The following is a 15280-nucleotide window of genomic DNA, read 5'->3' as shown; positions in this document are numbered from 1 at the left end:
CACTCAAATGTTGATCCGGATAGGGGACAAAAATAGTGGCTAATGATTGTTAGATCTTTTGAAGAAGTGTGGGAAATCTATTTCCATAAGGCACACGCCCTCTTGGCGATGGACATCGGATTGTCCATCGATCACCGCTATTGGCCACATCGAAAATACCTAGCCGCAGGCCTTGAAAGTATCGGAGAGCACGACAATGGTCAACCTCGGTGGAATGGTAAAGACAACCTGACTGAAGCCGGAGCTCCGTTGGATTATCGGGCCAGAAAGCAGGTGGACTTGCGGCAGGCAATGTCGGTGATAAACAGTGCCCAATACAAATCCTCTTTTATGGCGATCATGGTCTCCCTCCATTGTGATCGACTTTACAATGAGTCAGACGAATCGGCAGTCCTGGATTTTCTTGCTGCGCAATCCCGTCTTAGGGAACAATACCTGCGTCACCTTGACTTGGATGCGGAGACGGTGGACCAGTGTTATGAGTTTTTACGCTTTTGCGATGACCTGTCGTTGGCCTTGTGTCAGGATGAGATGAGTGTACAGCAAGAGAAGGACCTTAAACCTATAATCGGTGAACGAAAAATCCGATGCGGGGTCAGAGAGGATGGATCATTCATGCTGAACCCGTGGTTATTCTATGAAGATGAGTTGATTTTTCCCATCGAATATTACCGCACCACCAAAAAAGTATTTGCGGATGACGAAGAGTTAAAACAGGACATTGTTTTGGAAAAGCCCTTAAGAAAGATGTTTGTTTTCAGGAAGTAGAATCCGGACGGCGGGAAACGGGTAGATATTAGCCCTTTGCTCCTCAGTGTGGGGTGGATGGTTCCCATCAAAAAGACCCGAATTGAAGGACCGTTTCGTCGGTATTCAATTGTGGCGAATTGGAGCCGATTTCTGGATTTTCTTCAGGCCTTGCATGGGCTTTGTATTGATGGAGACGAAGGCAAATCAAAGACAATCATGAACTATTCAAACTCAATTTCCGAGATCCATTCGTTTGGCAAATTCGTTGAACTGCTGGTCGAATCCGCCGCTAACCTCTATGCTAGTCGGCTAAGAATGGCGGTTTCAAATGCACAGGATAACAGCGAGCGGCAGGTTGTGCCTACTGAGAAAGAAATTGCCATGCCGAAGGAGGATGAAATATTCCCGAACCGGCAACCGCCACAAGAAAAGGAGTATCTGCCAGATCGCGAGCAGACCGAAATTGAAGAACCTAAAAAGGAAATCCAGGATCCTTATTTCCCGGAGGAGAGCGATAATTTCCCGCCTGAAAAAGAGCAGGAATTCCCTCAAACAGATCCGCTGTAGTCTAGAGCAGCAATCATTGCAACCGGTGAAAGGAAATTTCTATCCGACAGATCCTCAGGATTTGACTTAGGTGGATCATGAAAAATTTGTTCCGCTCTAAAAAGAACTCTCTGCCAAAAGCGGTGGAATGAGTAGTTTTTGTGGAGGACTCTGGGATTGCCCATACCCATTTCTACCGCATTTACATCTCCCCACTTATTCTCTACGGCTTGTCACAGTATGCTCGCCAGCTAGCGCTCTGCGGATACCTGCCAGAGCATATTTCCGCCGTCGTCACTGCCGCCCAGCGCGCCCAAGGCTATCGTTCTGAACTCTGTAGCAGAGTATATGTTGACGGGTATATTGACCAAACCTGAGCTGTTGCAGCCGATCCAGAAAGATTTCTTGGCATTGTGTGTTTAAAAATGCAGCATTTGGAAATTAAGATGTAAACCATAAACAGGGTATAGCACCACCACTCTTGGGTAAGAAAAACCAAGCGCCCTGTTAAAGCGCAAATGCTTGTTTCTGGCTGATAACCAGATTTTTTTTGGACAATTGGCAAAAATATGTAGCCCTTCACAGACTTGGAATTCCTGTCCTTGACTTAGGCGGAGCTTGTCGGGGTTGGGGCATTCTCAAATCAGGACTCCCGACTGGGATGGGATCGACGTACTCTGCGTACGACCCGACTGGCCGTAAATCCGTGTAGGAGTATCGAAAGTGCTACGGTCAAAGAAACCATAGCCCAAAGCTCTTCCGAGGAGGCAAAGTCAAACTCTTCCAAGGCGAAAGCCAGGTAAAACAGCGAACCCATTCCCCGGATTCCAAAGAAGCTGATGGCCAACTTTTCCTGAGGGTGTATCCCGGACCCTATTAGACTGAGGTAAGCTGCCAGAGGACGGATCACAAACAGGAATGCGAGCACAAAGCCCACCATCTTCCAGTCAAGAGCTTGGAGTATTCCGGAATATAAGGCTCCGCCAAAGAGGATTAGGAGCAGGGCGACCAAAAGCCGTTCGATCTGGTCGGTAAAGGAATGCATATGGTCGTGGTATCGGTGGTTCCGTTCATAGCTTCTGAGCACCACAGCGCATACGAATACTGCAATGAAACCATAGCCATGGGCTGCTTCCGTCACTCCATAGACCAGCAGCGTGGAGGCGATGGCCAGAAAGCCGTCTCGGGTGTGCAAGAAGCGGTGTTTTTTTGCCAGGTCAAATACAAGGTAGGCAATCCCGTAACCGAGAACTCCTCCGATAGCTACTCCCATGCCGATCCGATAGAGCAGGTGGAAGCTAAACCAATGCGAAAGTCCGCCCCCTTCTCCAACTGACATCAGTCCAAGGGTAATGGCCAGCCAAGTGAAAGGGAAGGCCATTCCGTCATTCATGCCTGCTTCGGCAGTGAGGGAAAACTGGGTTTCCGAACTCGTCTTTTTGTCATTGGGTGGGCCTACCTGCACATCTGCTGCCAGCACTGGATCTGTCGGGGCCAGTACCGCGCCTAGTAAAACCGAGCTAGCCAATCCCAGTCCAAGCAGGAAATACCCAAAGAGAGCAGCGATGGCAATGCACAGGAGCATCGCCACTGTGAGGAGCCTTATAGGTGCCGTCCATGCGGCGAAGGAAAAAGGCCGCTCGATCTTAAGCCCGGCACCCATCAGCGAGATAATCACGATAAGCTCGGCCAGATGGAGGGTTAAGGTTTGATTTTGCTGCGGAAGCGGGGAGGGTAGGCTTTCGGAGAAGAAAAAATATATCAAAAATCCTCCGACTAGGTAAAATACCGAATAGGATATACGGGTTCGCTTGGAGATGGTCGGCATCCATGCCATGGTGAACGTCGCCAGTCCTATGAGGGTAATTACCAATATGTAAGGATCCATAGGTCTCCGTAGGTGGGTTAGCTTTGGTTCGGACTAGTGGGCAGAATGGTTCAGTTTGCTTCCATTAGGATCGAATTCTTCCAAGCTGTCGATTAGGCGTTTGATTTTTTTGGTTTTGGATACGAAGTAGATCTTTGTCCATTTCTTGCCTTTCAGTTCCAAATTCAAAGCATAGACTCTTCCTCTCCAGAGCAGGTTCATTTTGCGGACATTCCAGGTTTTTAGATCTTTTTTCAGATGGATTTCCTCCTTCTTGAGGGGATGCCTTACAGTCAACCTATTCCCCTGTAGGTCGATGTCACTACTGGTTCTGGTGTTGACAAGGAAGACGGAGATGAAAAACATTAGGATAAGGATGGAAATAATGCTGATGACGAGGGTTATCATAGTGTAAGAATTTGATGTTGCTGTACAGAGAGCCAATAACGGTGCCATGCCTTCCTGTATCCCTTTAGCCGCTAGCGGGATCCTGGTCTTTAGAGAATCCACTGGTATAATTTTGGGAGCTACTACTCTGAATTAAACACATAGACCATGAATACCTATCCACCAATATTCGCCGGGGGACTAATCCTGTCCCTGTTTATCTTTTCTTTTTCCTGTAGTCCAAAGGGCAACCACGCTAATGAGCAATACATCGACTCTGTGGCGATGGAAACAACAATCGGGACTGGGCGACATTTTCTCTGGGGAGACTTTCTTCATGGAAGCAATGCAGTACGGGTGGAGCTGGATTCGGCGCGAAACTTTGATTGGGGCACATTTAGACAGAAATTTCACTATTCCGACGATAGCAGCGATACCGTCTCTGAGGAGATGGCGGTCGGTCCATGGGTAAACTGGAACGAATTTGCGTACCGCCGCGTGTATCGATATGTCAACGATGAGCTCTGGATTCAAACCTTCTATCGTCCCCAAGACAGCGTCCAGACGGGGCAGTCCCAGGAAAAAGTCTTAATCGATAGCCAGGATCCCGACTATATGCAACTTGGACCACTTTGGGCTGAGATGCAGACTAGAGGGACCTACCTACAAGATAGCCTACGCTAAGCCCGTCTCTCGCTGTGAAATAATTATCCCAAGTTGGGGACTTTTCTCCAAGCTAAAAGTGAAGGCGAAAACAAGCCTGCCGGTTGGCGTAGTTGATATCCGGGTATTCATTCTGCCGGAAGAAAAACCTGGATTAGCGGCCATCTTACAGTTCGTGTTGATACGCTCAAGCCCTGCTATAGGACCTTGGCCTAATCCTGTAACTCAAACCAGAGTTCCGGATTATCTGTGATCAATTGGAACACATTGACACTGATCAAGCCAAAAACCAGATGGGCCAAAAACAACGCGATGAAGTAGTGGGTTTGGGAAAGGTTTGGAGGACTATGATGCAGGCTTAGGTAGCTTTTCCAAACTATGATAGCCACCACGCCGCTCGCTGCACCAATCAGGATCGAGTCCAAGAGGTCGATGCGAAATATGCCCCAGTTCCAGAGTAGGAAGTAAGCGAAAGAAAAAATCACCCCAACACCGAAGTGGGCGATCGTACCCAGGATCAGGCTGTTTTTGTGTGGTTTTCGAAAATCCGGATCCCCGGCTAGCAAACCGCCGAGCAGATGGATAACCTTGGTAAACTGTCGGCTGAGGGCGGCATAGAGGTACATTACTGCGGTCATCCCCAAGGTGCCGGCGACGCCAGAAAGTACACTGATCAGAAAATGTTTGATATCCATGTCCAGTGGCTTTAAGATAGTTTGATGACGGGTTAATAGACGCTAATCTCCATCATCGCTGGAGAGGCGGCTTGGGGCTGCAATCCTGTCGGCAAGGACTGCCCAGCGGCTTTCTCATGCAGGGCAAGAGGGGGGAGTTTATGGATCAAGCCGGTCGTTTCCAGCCATGCGTCTAGCTCCTGCTTTTCGGGATCGCGTAAGAATTGTTTTGCTTTTCGGTATTCCTTCTCGACCAATTTAGCGTCGAAGCTTACCTTTTCTAGGATTGTTTTGTAATAATTGAGAAACGAAGTTCTACCCATCTTCTAAGTAATTCTGTGTGATTTAATTGAACGCTTTTTACATCTACCTTCAAAAGCGTCGATGTGACCGATAGATCACAATATGAGCGACCTGCCAAGGCATAAAAAAGACCAGTCAGCCAACTGACGACTGGTCAAGTTCATCGGCAGGAAACTCGCCAATCTCTTTGGTTTAATGTAGGCAGGAGGCTACTCCACGGCAGCTTCTTCGTTGATTTCAGACTCTGCTAATTTGGTGAGATCCGAATCGGCTTTTTTCTCTTCCTTCAGTGTCTGCGAAAGAATTTTTTCAGCTTCACTCTGGCCCATGACCTGGGCTAGTGCCACCAGCGAACCATAGGAAGCAATTTCGTAGTGCTCCACCTTTTGGCTGGCGATGATGATGCCCGCATCCCGCACCATGGTGTCGGAGTCTGTATCTTCCAGGATGCTTTTTGCTTCTTCAATCAAGCCTTCCATGGCGTCACATTTCTTGGCTTCGGGCTTTTTTCCCAACAGGGAAAATACCTCTTCCAATCTGCTTACATGTTCTTTGGTTTCCTCGAGGTGATTCTCGATGGCTTTGACCAACTTCTTGGAAGTGGCTCCCTTGGCCATGGCTGGAAGGGCTTTGACGAGGTGCTTTTCAGCCCAATAGATGTCCTTCAGTTCGTCAAGGAACAGCTGGCTGAATTTTGAGTCGGTTTTTTTCTCTTTGGTACTCATAGTGGTTTGTGTTTAGTTAGTTGAGCCATTTTTTTCAAATTGACGGCCAAAACTTTTTAGATTCGGTTTTTTCGGTTGTTTCTACCTCAATCTAAAGAATAGATCGATTTTCTTGCTTGCCAGAATTCGCGGGAATGAGTTCCGCCGAAAAGCTCGTAGAATTAATTCTACAGCATGTTTATCGCTGGCTACATCCGACTGTCAAATTGCGCTTGGGGAACAAAGGAGGGCGATAGGGCTTCTCCTTCATCTTTAAAAAAAATTGCCTTCAAAGGTCAATTTTGGCCTATTCTGTTAGTATCCGATTTTGATGGTATAAAAATGGGTAAGCAGTGTCTTATCCTAAATCCGACAGTCAATGGACAGCTACCACAATTCCTAGCCACTTAACGAATACTTAGTGACGAGGCTTAAGATAATTAGGGATCATTGTCTTTCGCTTAATCTCAGCATTGCCGTAGCCGAGAGCGTGACTTCGGGGTACGTTCAAGGAATGTTGAGCGCGGCACCCGAAGCAGGACTCTTTTTCAAGGGGGGGCTTACTACCTACTCCTGTGGGGCAAAAAATCGGCTACTAAATATACCTGAGCAACAATGTAAGTTGGTAAGTGGGGTCAGTCCCGATATCGCTGGAATGATGGCCGAAAACGTTCGGAAGGTTTATGATTCGGAAATTGGTATGGGAATCACCGGCTTTGCCGCGTTAGTGCCCGAATTGGGAATTGTAACCAAGTATGCTTTTGCAAGCGTCGTCCTTAATGATCGAGTTCAGCACCGCTTCAATTTTATGAGTACAAAGGCTACCCAAGCGGAGGTTCAGATAGATTTTGCAGCTCAATTGGTTCTTGCCTGCGCAGACTGCTTACACGATGCAAGAATTGAGATTCGATAAAATGGATTTATTAAGCTCACCATAAAAATTCAACTTATGATCCATACTTTGATGAGAAGTGACCTGACTATAGCTTTGATGGCTTGTGTTCGAGACTGCTCAAACTTGCTGGCCAGCTATCCTTTGGGTGGTGGGGATTATTCGGCGTATGTATGCCAGGTCAGAGAATGCAGAAATGCCTGTATCGAATGCCTTGAAGTCTTGGAATCGTACCAAGTGGAACTGAGGGCCTGTAAGGTCCAAGCGGCGAAAAGGGCTTGTGAAGCCTTGATTTCAGAAGGCGAGAATGCCAATCATCAGCCAAAAGATCCTTGTCTCGAATCCTGTAGGCGTTGTATCGAAGAATGCGAAAACGTGCTGGCTTGACCGATAAGTGTTTTTGTTTTTGAAGTGATTTTTTATCTGAAGACCGCTCCATATGGAGAGCTTACCTTTGTTTTTGAGGACTTTTCTAGATTTTGCTGCATAAAAAAACAGTTTCTCTAGGCCTTGGTTCGTAGGCGCTCGCCGCGGAGACTCAGGTCCTGTCGAACAAATACGAGGAGATAATCCTGCGTAAGTCGCCGAAGGTCGGTGGCTTGGTGACGAACGAAAAGGCTCCCAATTGCAAACTTTCCTGCCGGTCGTTGTCTTCGGTTGAAGTCGTCAAAACGATTACGGGGATTTCCTTCAGCTCCGCGTCGTTTTTCATCGCCATCAGAAGGGTTTTTCCATTCATTTTTGGCATATTCAGATCCAAAAAGATAAAATCCGGCAGTGATTTTTTGACTCTTTGGAGGATAGCAAGGGCATCAGCTCCGTCCACAGCCTCGTCATATTTAGTCGGATGCGGCAATTCAGAAAGCGCCTCTCGGAAAAGTACCCTATCATCTTCGTCATCATCGACCAATAAAATATGTGTCGCTTTTTTCATAGTTGGCTCCGAGAAAACTCATAAAAATCTAGAAATATCTAAGATAAGTAAAAAAAAATGGGTATTTCACTTTTATATTTCAAACTAAGAAAAGATGAGGTAAATGCTAGGTTACGCCAGAAGATTGCCGATCGTTCGATCCAAAGACGCTCTTTTGTTACCGACGGTCAAAAGAATCAGACAAATCTCCTCTATCTTCAAGCAGGGAAAGTAAATGGGGGGGATTCTAAGCACCATCACGGAAAGGAATATGGTGATTCCCCCTTGACAAGATGTCTATTTCACTTTAAAATTTAGCCTCCACAAGAGGCAGGTATGGGGACTCGGAGCGGGTCGTACCTTACAAAGTTTTGATGACATCATCAGCAATATTGTTAAGCGACGGCCCTGAGGTTAACAACTTATTTGTACTATGAATAAAGCGATGCTCTCTCTTTTGCTGGCGGATGACGACCTGGACGATTGCGAGTTTTTTGAAGATGCGCTGGATGAGGTTGCATCAGGGACCAGCCTCATGACGGTCAACGATGGAGTGCAGCTGATGGATTTTCTATTGTCACGACCTGATAAATATCCGGATATTATATTTTTAGACCTTAATATGCCCAGAAAATCGGGGGTTGAATGTATTATGGAAATAAAAGAAATGGCGGATCTCAGGCACATTCCCATCGTAATATTCTCCACTTCGCTGGACTTGGATGTAATTAATCGCCTTTATGAGATGGGAGCTCATTACTATATTCAAAAGCCTGGAGGATTTACGATCTTAAAAAGAGTTATTGGAACAGCACTAGCGCTTTTTACTGGCGTGAATCAAGACCAACCCGAAAGAGACGGGTTTGTAATTCAACCTTAATAGTATGAGTACCACCACAAACGATTTTTACTTCCTTCAAAGAGGAGGAGAGATGGGTGAGCTTATCAGAGCAAAAGACTGGAGCAAAACACCCTTGGGAAATCCAGAAAGCTGGCCGCAAAGTTTGCGTACCATGGTCTCAGTCATGCTCGACAACCCCTTTGGAATGTATATCGCTTGGGGCAAAGAATACACCCAGATCTACAACGACGGCTATCGTCCCATATTAGGGGCGTCTAAGCATCCGCAGGCTTTGGGGATAAGTACCCGGGAGACGTTTGCAGAGATTTGGCACATCATTGAGTCGATGTTTGATGGAGTGATGGAAGGAGTGCCAGTGGGTTTTCCGGACTTTATGCTACAGCTTGATCGCAATGGCTATTTGGAGACTTGTTATTTCGACTTTGCCTACAGTCCTATACGATTGGAAAATGGTGAAGTCGGGGGCGTGTTGGTAACCGTAGTTGAGACCACGGGGAAAAAGAAAGCTGTGGAAGATCTCACAGAAAGCGAAAATCGTTTTCGCACTATGGCGGAGGGAACCGACATATACGTTGCCGTGGGTGACGAAAGCAGCAACGCTACTTATTTCAACGAACCATGGGTAAGGTTGACCGGTCGGCCCATGGAGGAATTGTTGGAATTTGGATGGGTGGATCTGATACATCCGGAGGACAGGGAAAGGTATGTGAACATTTATTTGGACGCATTCAAAAAGCGTGAGCCTTTTACCGGTGAGTTTAGGATATTAAATAGTAAAGGTGATTATCGCTGGTTGCTGGCGCAAGGCCCGCCGCGCTTCCGTCCCGATGGCAGTTTTGCGGGTTATATAAGTTCCTGCATGGACATCACGGACAAAAAGGAGTTCGAAACAGAACTGACGGAGAGTAAAAACCAACTGTTGTTTGCCATAGAAGCTGCCCAATTGGGTACTTGGGACTATGATCCGATAGCAGACATACTTACCGGTAATAAGAGACTGAAAGGATGGTTTGGAGTTGCCGAAGACGACAAGATTGAACTTGCAGGTGCACTGTCTGCCATCAAAGAAAACGACAGACCCCTCGTCACGGCCGCCATCCAAAAGGCATTGCAATATGAGTCCGGGGGTGGCTACGACATCGAGTACACCATCATTCACCCTGTTTCCAAGAAAGAAACGATTGTTCATGCTAAAGGTAGGGCCTGGTTTAATGACAATAAGGTCGCATACCGCCTGAATGGGACCCTGGAGGACATTACAGAAAAAGCCATTGCCAACCGGAAGCGCAGAGAAACCGAACAGCATATCCGTACGATGGTGTCTGAATCCCCCGTGGGGATTTGCGTGATGGATGCAGCCACGCTGGAGAGCGAGATAGTGAACGATAGTTTTGTTGAAATTGCCGGCAAGCCTTATGATTCTATTGTGGGCAAACACTATTGGGATACGTTTGCAGAAGCCCGAACTTATTATGAGGAGGCTCTGAATAGCGTGGTGGAGACTGGTCAGCCATTCTATGCCAATGAGGTAGAACTGATGCTGATCCGCCATGGCAAAGAAGAAATTGTTTATGTCACTTTCGTCTACGCCCCGTTGAAGGATGAGGCCGGGAAGGTGATGAAGGTCGCAGTATGGGTACTTGAAAACACCCAACAAGTAGCAGCCCGCAAGAAGATAATGATCAGTGAGAATAATCTCAGGCTGATGATTTTGCAGGCTCCGATCGCGATTGCCATCTTGCGGGGAAAAGAGTATTCGGTAGAGATAGCCAACAAATATGCGCTCGAGCTATGGGGCAGAACGGAGCAAGAAGTATTGAACCGATCGATCTTTGAATCCATGCCGGAACTTTCGACGCAGGGGATCAAAGAACTGCTCGACGGTGTCTCCCGTACCGGAAACCGCTTCGCAACGCCTGAATTGCCCATTCAAATAGTAAGGAATGGCGTCTTGGAAACGATCTACATCAACTTTTCCTATGAAGCCCTCTATGATGGTGACGGGAAAATTGACGGTATCATGACAATTGGCTTTGATGTCACCCAGCAGGTAGAAGCCAGGAAAAAGGTCGAGGCTAGCGAAACCCGCTATAACCTCATGCTCATGCAGTCGCCATTTGCTTTCCTCATCCTGAAAGAAAAAGAGATGGTAGTTCAGTTGGCCAACGAAAGTATGGTGGAGGTTTTGGGGAAAGGTCCCGACATCATCGGAATGCCACTCTTAGAGGTATTGCCTGAGCTTAAAGGCCAAGCATTCCCTGATTTGCTAGATGGGGTGTATACTACCGGCATTCCATTTTCTGCCAATGAAATGCTCGCCAAATTACACCGCAAAGGCAAGCTGGAAGATGTCTATTTCAATTTCGTTTATCAGCCGTACTACGAGGCCGATAAATCCATATCGGGTGTGACCGTGATTGCCTATGATGTGACATCTACTGTGACGGCTAAAAAGAAGATTGAAGAAAGTGAGCAGCGTTTTCACAATCTTATTTATTCTTCGCCATCGGCTATAGGTATTTTGGATGGAGAAGATTTGATTATTACCGTAGCCAACGATGCCATCTTGGAAATATGGGGTAAGGGCAGAGAAATTATAGGTAAGTCCTATTTCGAGGCGTTGCCTGAACTGGCCGATCAGGGCTATAAAGAGATTTTTCGGGAAGTTTATAAAACAGGCGTTCCCTTCACAGCGGTGGAAACTCCCGTTTACGTCAAGCAGGATGGGGATTTGACCTTGAAGTATTACAATTTCCTTCTTTTTGCACAACGTAACCTGGAGGGCGATGTAGATGGCATAGGGATCATAGCAACCGAGGTCACCTCCCAGGCTATCTTCAACAACAGGATTAAAGAAAGCGAGCAACGAATTCGCACGTTGGTAGACAGTGCCCCATTCCCAATTGGGGTATATGAAGGCGAAGAACTACGGATCGTCCTAGCCAACCAGTCTATCATGGATATCTGGGGCAAAGGAAATGATGTAGTCGGCAAACTGTACACCGAAATTCTTCCTGAATTGGCCAATCAAAAAATATTTGACCAGGTCTTGGAAGTATTACATACCGGTATGCCTTTTCACGCTAAAAATCAACGGGTTGACTTGCAAATCGATGGTGTTTTAAGATCCTTTTATTTCAATTACAGTTTTACGCCATTATTTGATGTGGCTGGTAAACCGTATGCGGTAATGAACACCGCTGCTGAGGTTACCGAACTACACGAGGCCAAGCAAAAAGTAGAAGAAAGTGAAAAGCGGTTTCGGGACTCTGTAAAGCAGGCTCCGCTCGGTATTGCCATTTTCAGAGGCAAGGATTTTATAGCCGAGATGGCCAATGAAAATTACCTCTTGCTGGCAGACAAGCAAGAACATGAATTTGTCGGCCAGCCACTTTTTGAGGTATTGCCTGAGGTGAAAGGTTTAGTGGAGCCACTGTTTAATGAAGTGATACGTAACGGCAATCCATTTTATTCTCCCGAACTACTTGCCACACTTAAACGCCATGGAAGACTGGAACAAGCCTATTTCAATCTGGTGTATCACCCTTTGAAAGAAGAAAGCGGAGAGATCCACAGTATAATGGTGGTAGCTACCGAAGTAACCCACACGGTGATTGCAAAACACCTACTGGAGGAAAGCGAAAAGCACTTCCGACATATGGTGATGCAATCGCCTATCCCCATGACTATATTGAGAGGCAAGGATTTTATCATCGAATCGGCCAATCAGGTGATGTTTGAAAATATATGGCGCAAGCAGGAGACGGATGTTTTGGGTAAATCTATATTGGATGTATTTCCTGAACTAAAGGAGCAAAAATACCCAGACCTCCTCCACCAGGTCTTTTCCACTGGCCATTCCCATACAGAGAAAGAATCGGTTGCCTATGTGCAAGGTGATGATGGAGTGAAGAGATTCTTCCTTGACTTTGAATATGCCGCCCTTCAAGATCCCGATGGAAACTCTTCCGGCATCATGATAACTGTCAACGATGTCACAGACAAGGTAGAAGCCCGCAAAAAAGTGGAGGAGGCAGAAGAGCGCTCACGCTTGGCAGCGGAAGCTACAGACCTCGCAACTTGGGAACTGGATCTCCAGACCAGGGAAATAATTCATTCGCCTAGATTGGCAGAGATTTTTGGATACGACAGTTTTACGCCGCTTACCCAGGCGGAGATAAGGAAACAAATCGTCAGCGAAGACAGGCAAAACATCGTGGAAAAGGCGTTTGAAAAAGCGTTGAATGAGGGTACCTACTTTGTCGAGGCCCGGATAATAAGGAATGATGGTAGCTTGCGATGGATACGTGTCCAAGGCAAGGCCATATACAATGACCTCAATAAACCGGTGAAGATGGTAGGGACTCTTCGGGATGTAACCGAGGAGAAACAATATCAGCAAGTCCTGCTCGAACGGGAACAGAAATTCCGGCTACTCGCCAATTCGATGCCCCAACATGTCTGGACTGCGGACCCAGAGGGCAACATGACCTATTTTAATCAATCGGTTTACGACTACTCAGGTTTGAGACCGGCACAACTTGATCATGGATGGATACAAATGATACATCCGGACGAACGCGAAGAAAATATCAAGCGGTGGATGAATGCGATAAGAACAGGCGAAGATTATTGGTTTGAGCACCGTTTCCTCAAAAGCAATGGGGAATATCGTTGGCACCTTAGCAGGGCTGTGCCACAGAGAGATAGCAATGGAAAAATAAAAATGTGGGTCGGAACGAGCAACGACATCCAGAACCAGAAAATGTTTACAAAAGAGCTGGAAAATCAGGTGCAAGAGCGGACCAATGAGTTGAATCAGAGAAATTTAGATCTCGAAAAAATCAATAAGGAGCTAGAAGCCTTTGTCTATATTTCCAGTCATGATCTTCAGGAGCCACTGCGTAAGATACAGACCTTTGCCTCCAGGATTTTGGAAACAGAATATTCCAACTTGTCAGAAAAGGGGATGAGCCAATTTTCTCGGATGCAGGAGTCGGCTTTTCGAATGCAAAACCTGATTCAGGATCTGCTTGCCTATTCGAGAACCACCACTCAAGAGCAAAAATTTGAGGTTGTGGACCTCGCAAAAGTTGTCGATGAGATAAGGGAAATTTTGAGAGAGGAGCTGGAGCAAAAGAATGTAAATCTTATTCTTAACAGCTGCTGCTCGTTGAAAATCATTCCTTTCCAGTTCAATCAACTCCTACTAAACCTGATTGGCAACTCCATCAAGTTCTCAAGACTCGACCATCCACTACAAATAGACATCGATTGTACTGTGGGTTTCGGATGGGAATTTGGACTGGACAAACTTGCCCAAGACCGGGAGTACCGTTATATCCGAGTCGCTGATAATGGTATTGGTTTTGAACAACAGTACAGCGACAAGATCTTTCAGGTTTTCCAGCGACTACATCGGAAGGAGGAATATGAGGGAACCGGGATTGGACTTGCCATCGTCAAAAAAATTATCGATAACCACAACGGGATAATTTTTGCATCCGGCGAAATTAATAAAGGGGCCATCTTTCATATCTATATCCCGGGTTAATTTCTGGGAGCTCTTTGGAGACCTAAGAATCGAGCCCACGGGCATATTCAGCGAACTTCATTTTAGAATGTAGTGCTTCAACAGAAATTTTGTCTTATTCCTGATCGGCATCGGCGGCGATCAGATTCTTGGTGGTTTCTCTCAATATTAATTTGGGGTTGATGACGATCTTCTCGGAATCCATTGGTTCGTTTTTGCCGAGGATGGAGATGATTTTCTGGGCGGAAAGTTCACCCATTTTTTCAGCCACCTGCTGCACGGTAGAGAGTTTCGGACTCATATAAGTGGCGACGGGCTCGTCCGAAAAGCCAATGACAGAAATGTCATCGGGCACCCGCTTGCCCATCTTGCAGAGCACATTTATCGCATAGTTGGCGACATAGTCATTGAACACAAACAGGCCATCCAGTTGGGGGTATTTTTTCAGGGTCTTTTCCAAGAATTTGTCGATGGAAGACAGCTCAAACTCATAATAGTGCACCAAAGACTCCCTTACCTTGATATTGTGGGAAGCAAGGGCATCCAGATATCCATATAGTCGGTTGTTGCTGTTGTTGAGGTTGATACTCGCGGTGATATGGGCGATGTAGCTACAGCCGGTGTTCAGGAGGTGGTTGGTCGCGTCGAAAGATGCCTGATAGTCGTTTGTAATGACTTTTGGTACGGGGAGAAAATTGGCAACACGATCAAAAAAAACGATCGGAACTTCATGTTTTAAAAGTTTCTGAAAGTGGTCAAAATTTTTGGTTCCTCTGGAAATCGCCACCAAAACTCCGTCTACCCGATGTTTGAGACAGATGTCTACCGAGCGAATTTCTTCCTCCAGCGATTCATCCGTGTTTAGGAGCAGCACGGAGTACTCCGTGTCTCTTAGGACCTTCTGGATTCCCTCGACCACCTTGGAATAAAAGTGGAGTGACAGCTGGGGAACGATCACCGCGATAATCTGACTTTCTCCTTTACTCAAGTGATGAGCGGTGGAATTGGCACGATACTCCAGTTCCTCAGCCAGCTTTTGCACCAAAGCCCGCGTCTTCGCACTGATCCGCGGATGATTGCTCAATGCCCTGGACACCGTGGAATGAGATAGATTGAGTTGGTTGGCTATTTCGGTAATGGTGACATACTTTCCCATAAGCCTAATATAAAATGCACACCTGTGCAT

General features: G+C 46.5%; 13 protein-coding genes. 6 read left to right on the top strand and 7 right to left on the bottom strand.

The window, feature by feature from the left end; genetic code table 11:
* Positions 1–42 precede the first annotated feature (42 nt).
* Together ABD031_RS19455 and ABD031_RS19450 are read left to right on the top strand one after the other, a co-directional pair.
* Positions 43–768 (top strand): DUF3891 family protein, encoded by a 726-nt coding sequence (locus tag ABD031_RS19455; protein ID WP_343854394.1) that lies wholly within the window; start codon positions 43–45, stop codon positions 766–768.
* 198 nt (positions 769–966) lie between these two features.
* The gene (locus ABD031_RS19450; RefSeq protein WP_343854393.1) at positions 967–1317 is read left to right on the top strand and encodes a hypothetical protein; all 351 of its coding nucleotides are present in this window, start codon (positions 967–969) and stop codon (positions 1315–1317) included.
* A 622-nt stretch (positions 1318–1939) separates the two neighbouring features.
* Here ABD031_RS19450 and ABD031_RS19445 read toward each other — a convergent pair.
* On the bottom strand, positions 1940–3184 hold the full coding sequence (locus ABD031_RS19445) for a cation:proton antiporter (protein ID WP_343854392.1): 1245 nt from the start codon (positions 3182–3184) through the stop codon (positions 1940–1942).
* A 33-nt stretch (positions 3185–3217) separates the two neighbouring features.
* Positions 3218–3571 (bottom strand): hypothetical protein, encoded by a 354-nt coding sequence (locus ABD031_RS19440; RefSeq protein WP_343854390.1) that lies wholly within the window; start codon positions 3569–3571, stop codon positions 3218–3220.
* Positions 3572–3718: 147 nt separating this feature from the next.
* On the opposite strand from ABD031_RS19440, the gene ABD031_RS19435 reads away from it, so the two are divergent.
* Positions 3719–4234: a hypothetical protein gene (locus tag ABD031_RS19435; RefSeq protein WP_343854389.1), complete on the top strand. Its 516-nt coding sequence runs from the start codon at positions 3719–3721 to the stop codon at positions 4232–4234.
* 191 nt (positions 4235–4425) lie between these two features.
* On the opposite strand, the gene ABD031_RS19430 is transcribed toward ABD031_RS19435, so the two are convergent.
* The 3 genes from ABD031_RS19430 to ABD031_RS19420 form a co-directional block, all read right to left on the bottom strand.
* A complete protein-coding gene (locus ABD031_RS19430; protein WP_343854388.1) occupies positions 4426–4908 on the bottom strand; it encodes a DUF6789 family protein in 483 nt (160 codons plus the stop codon).
* A gap of 32 nt (positions 4909–4940) precedes the next feature.
* Positions 4941–5210, bottom strand: coding sequence for a hypothetical protein (locus ABD031_RS19425; protein WP_343854386.1), 270 nt, complete (start codon positions 5208–5210; stop codon positions 4941–4943).
* 189 nt (positions 5211–5399) lie between these two features.
* Entirely contained in the window at positions 5400–5915 is a 516-nt protein-coding gene (locus ABD031_RS19420) for a YciE/YciF ferroxidase family protein (protein WP_343854385.1), read from the bottom strand.
* Positions 5916–6315: 400 nt separating this feature from the next.
* Between ABD031_RS19420 and ABD031_RS19415 the strand changes: the two genes are divergently transcribed.
* Positions 6316–6807: a CinA family protein gene (locus ABD031_RS19415; protein WP_343854384.1), complete on the top strand. Its 492-nt coding sequence runs from the start codon at positions 6316–6318 to the stop codon at positions 6805–6807.
* A gap of 517 nt (positions 6808–7324) precedes the next feature.
* Here the strand turns inward: ABD031_RS19415 and ABD031_RS19410 are convergent.
* Positions 7325–7720, bottom strand: a complete 396-nt coding sequence (locus ABD031_RS19410) for a response regulator (protein ID WP_343854382.1) — start codon at positions 7718–7720, stop codon at positions 7325–7327.
* A gap of 412 nt (positions 7721–8132) precedes the next feature.
* Between ABD031_RS19410 and ABD031_RS19405 the strand changes: the two genes are divergently transcribed.
* Positions 8133–8579 carry a response regulator gene (locus ABD031_RS19405; RefSeq protein ID WP_343854381.1) on the top strand — a complete coding sequence of 149 codons (447 nt, stop codon included), beginning with the start codon at positions 8133–8135 and terminating at the stop codon, positions 8577–8579.
* Positions 8580–8583: 4 nt separating this feature from the next.
* Positions 8584–14115: a PAS domain S-box protein gene (locus tag ABD031_RS19400; protein WP_343854379.1), complete on the top strand. Its 5532-nt coding sequence runs from the start codon at positions 8584–8586 to the stop codon at positions 14113–14115.
* 94 nt (positions 14116–14209) lie between these two features.
* Here ABD031_RS19400 and ABD031_RS19395 read toward each other — a convergent pair whose 3' ends face one another.
* Positions 14210–15250, bottom strand: coding sequence for a LacI family DNA-binding transcriptional regulator (locus ABD031_RS19395; RefSeq protein WP_343854377.1), 1041 nt, complete (start codon positions 15248–15250; stop codon positions 14210–14212).
* Positions 15251–15280: the final 30 nt, after the last annotated feature.

Source organism: Algoriphagus jejuensis, assembly GCF_039523455.1.
Taxonomy (GTDB): Bacteria; Bacteroidota; Bacteroidia; order Cytophagales; family Cyclobacteriaceae; genus Algoriphagus; species Algoriphagus jejuensis.
The sequence above is the reverse complement of the archived record's forward strand: the minus strand, read 5'-3'. Positions and strand labels throughout refer to the sequence as shown.

Coding starts and splice junctions, on each gene's coding strand:
- ABD031_RS19445 (WP_343854392.1), bottom strand. CDS start 3,184: ATGGATCCTTACATATTGGTAATTACCCTCATAGGACTGGCGACGTTC.
- ABD031_RS19450 (WP_343854393.1), top strand. CDS start 967: ATGAACTATTCAAACTCAATTTCCGAGATCCATTCGTTTGGCAAATTC.
- ABD031_RS19455 (WP_343854394.1), top strand. CDS start 43: ATGATTGTTAGATCTTTTGAAGAAGTGTGGGAAATCTATTTCCATAAG.
- ABD031_RS19400 (WP_343854379.1), top strand. CDS start 8,584: ATGAGTACCACCACAAACGATTTTTACTTCCTTCAAAGAGGAGGAGAG.
- ABD031_RS19435 (WP_343854389.1), top strand. CDS start 3,719: ATGAATACCTATCCACCAATATTCGCCGGGGGACTAATCCTGTCCCTG.
- ABD031_RS19425 (WP_343854386.1), bottom strand. CDS start 5,210: ATGGGTAGAACTTCGTTTCTCAATTATTACAAAACAATCCTAGAAAAG.
- ABD031_RS19405 (WP_343854381.1), top strand. CDS start 8,133: ATGAATAAAGCGATGCTCTCTCTTTTGCTGGCGGATGACGACCTGGAC.
- ABD031_RS19440 (WP_343854390.1), bottom strand. CDS start 3,571: ATGATAACCCTCGTCATCAGCATTATTTCCATCCTTATCCTAATGTTT.
- ABD031_RS19410 (WP_343854382.1), bottom strand. CDS start 7,720: ATGAAAAAAGCGACACATATTTTATTGGTCGATGATGACGAAGATGAT.
- ABD031_RS19430 (WP_343854388.1), bottom strand. CDS start 4,908: ATGGATATCAAACATTTTCTGATCAGTGTACTTTCTGGCGTCGCCGGC.
- ABD031_RS19420 (WP_343854385.1), bottom strand. CDS start 5,915: ATGAGTACCAAAGAGAAAAAAACCGACTCAAAATTCAGCCAGCTGTTC.
- ABD031_RS19395 (WP_343854377.1), bottom strand. CDS start 15,250: ATGGGAAAGTATGTCACCATTACCGAAATAGCCAACCAACTCAATCTA.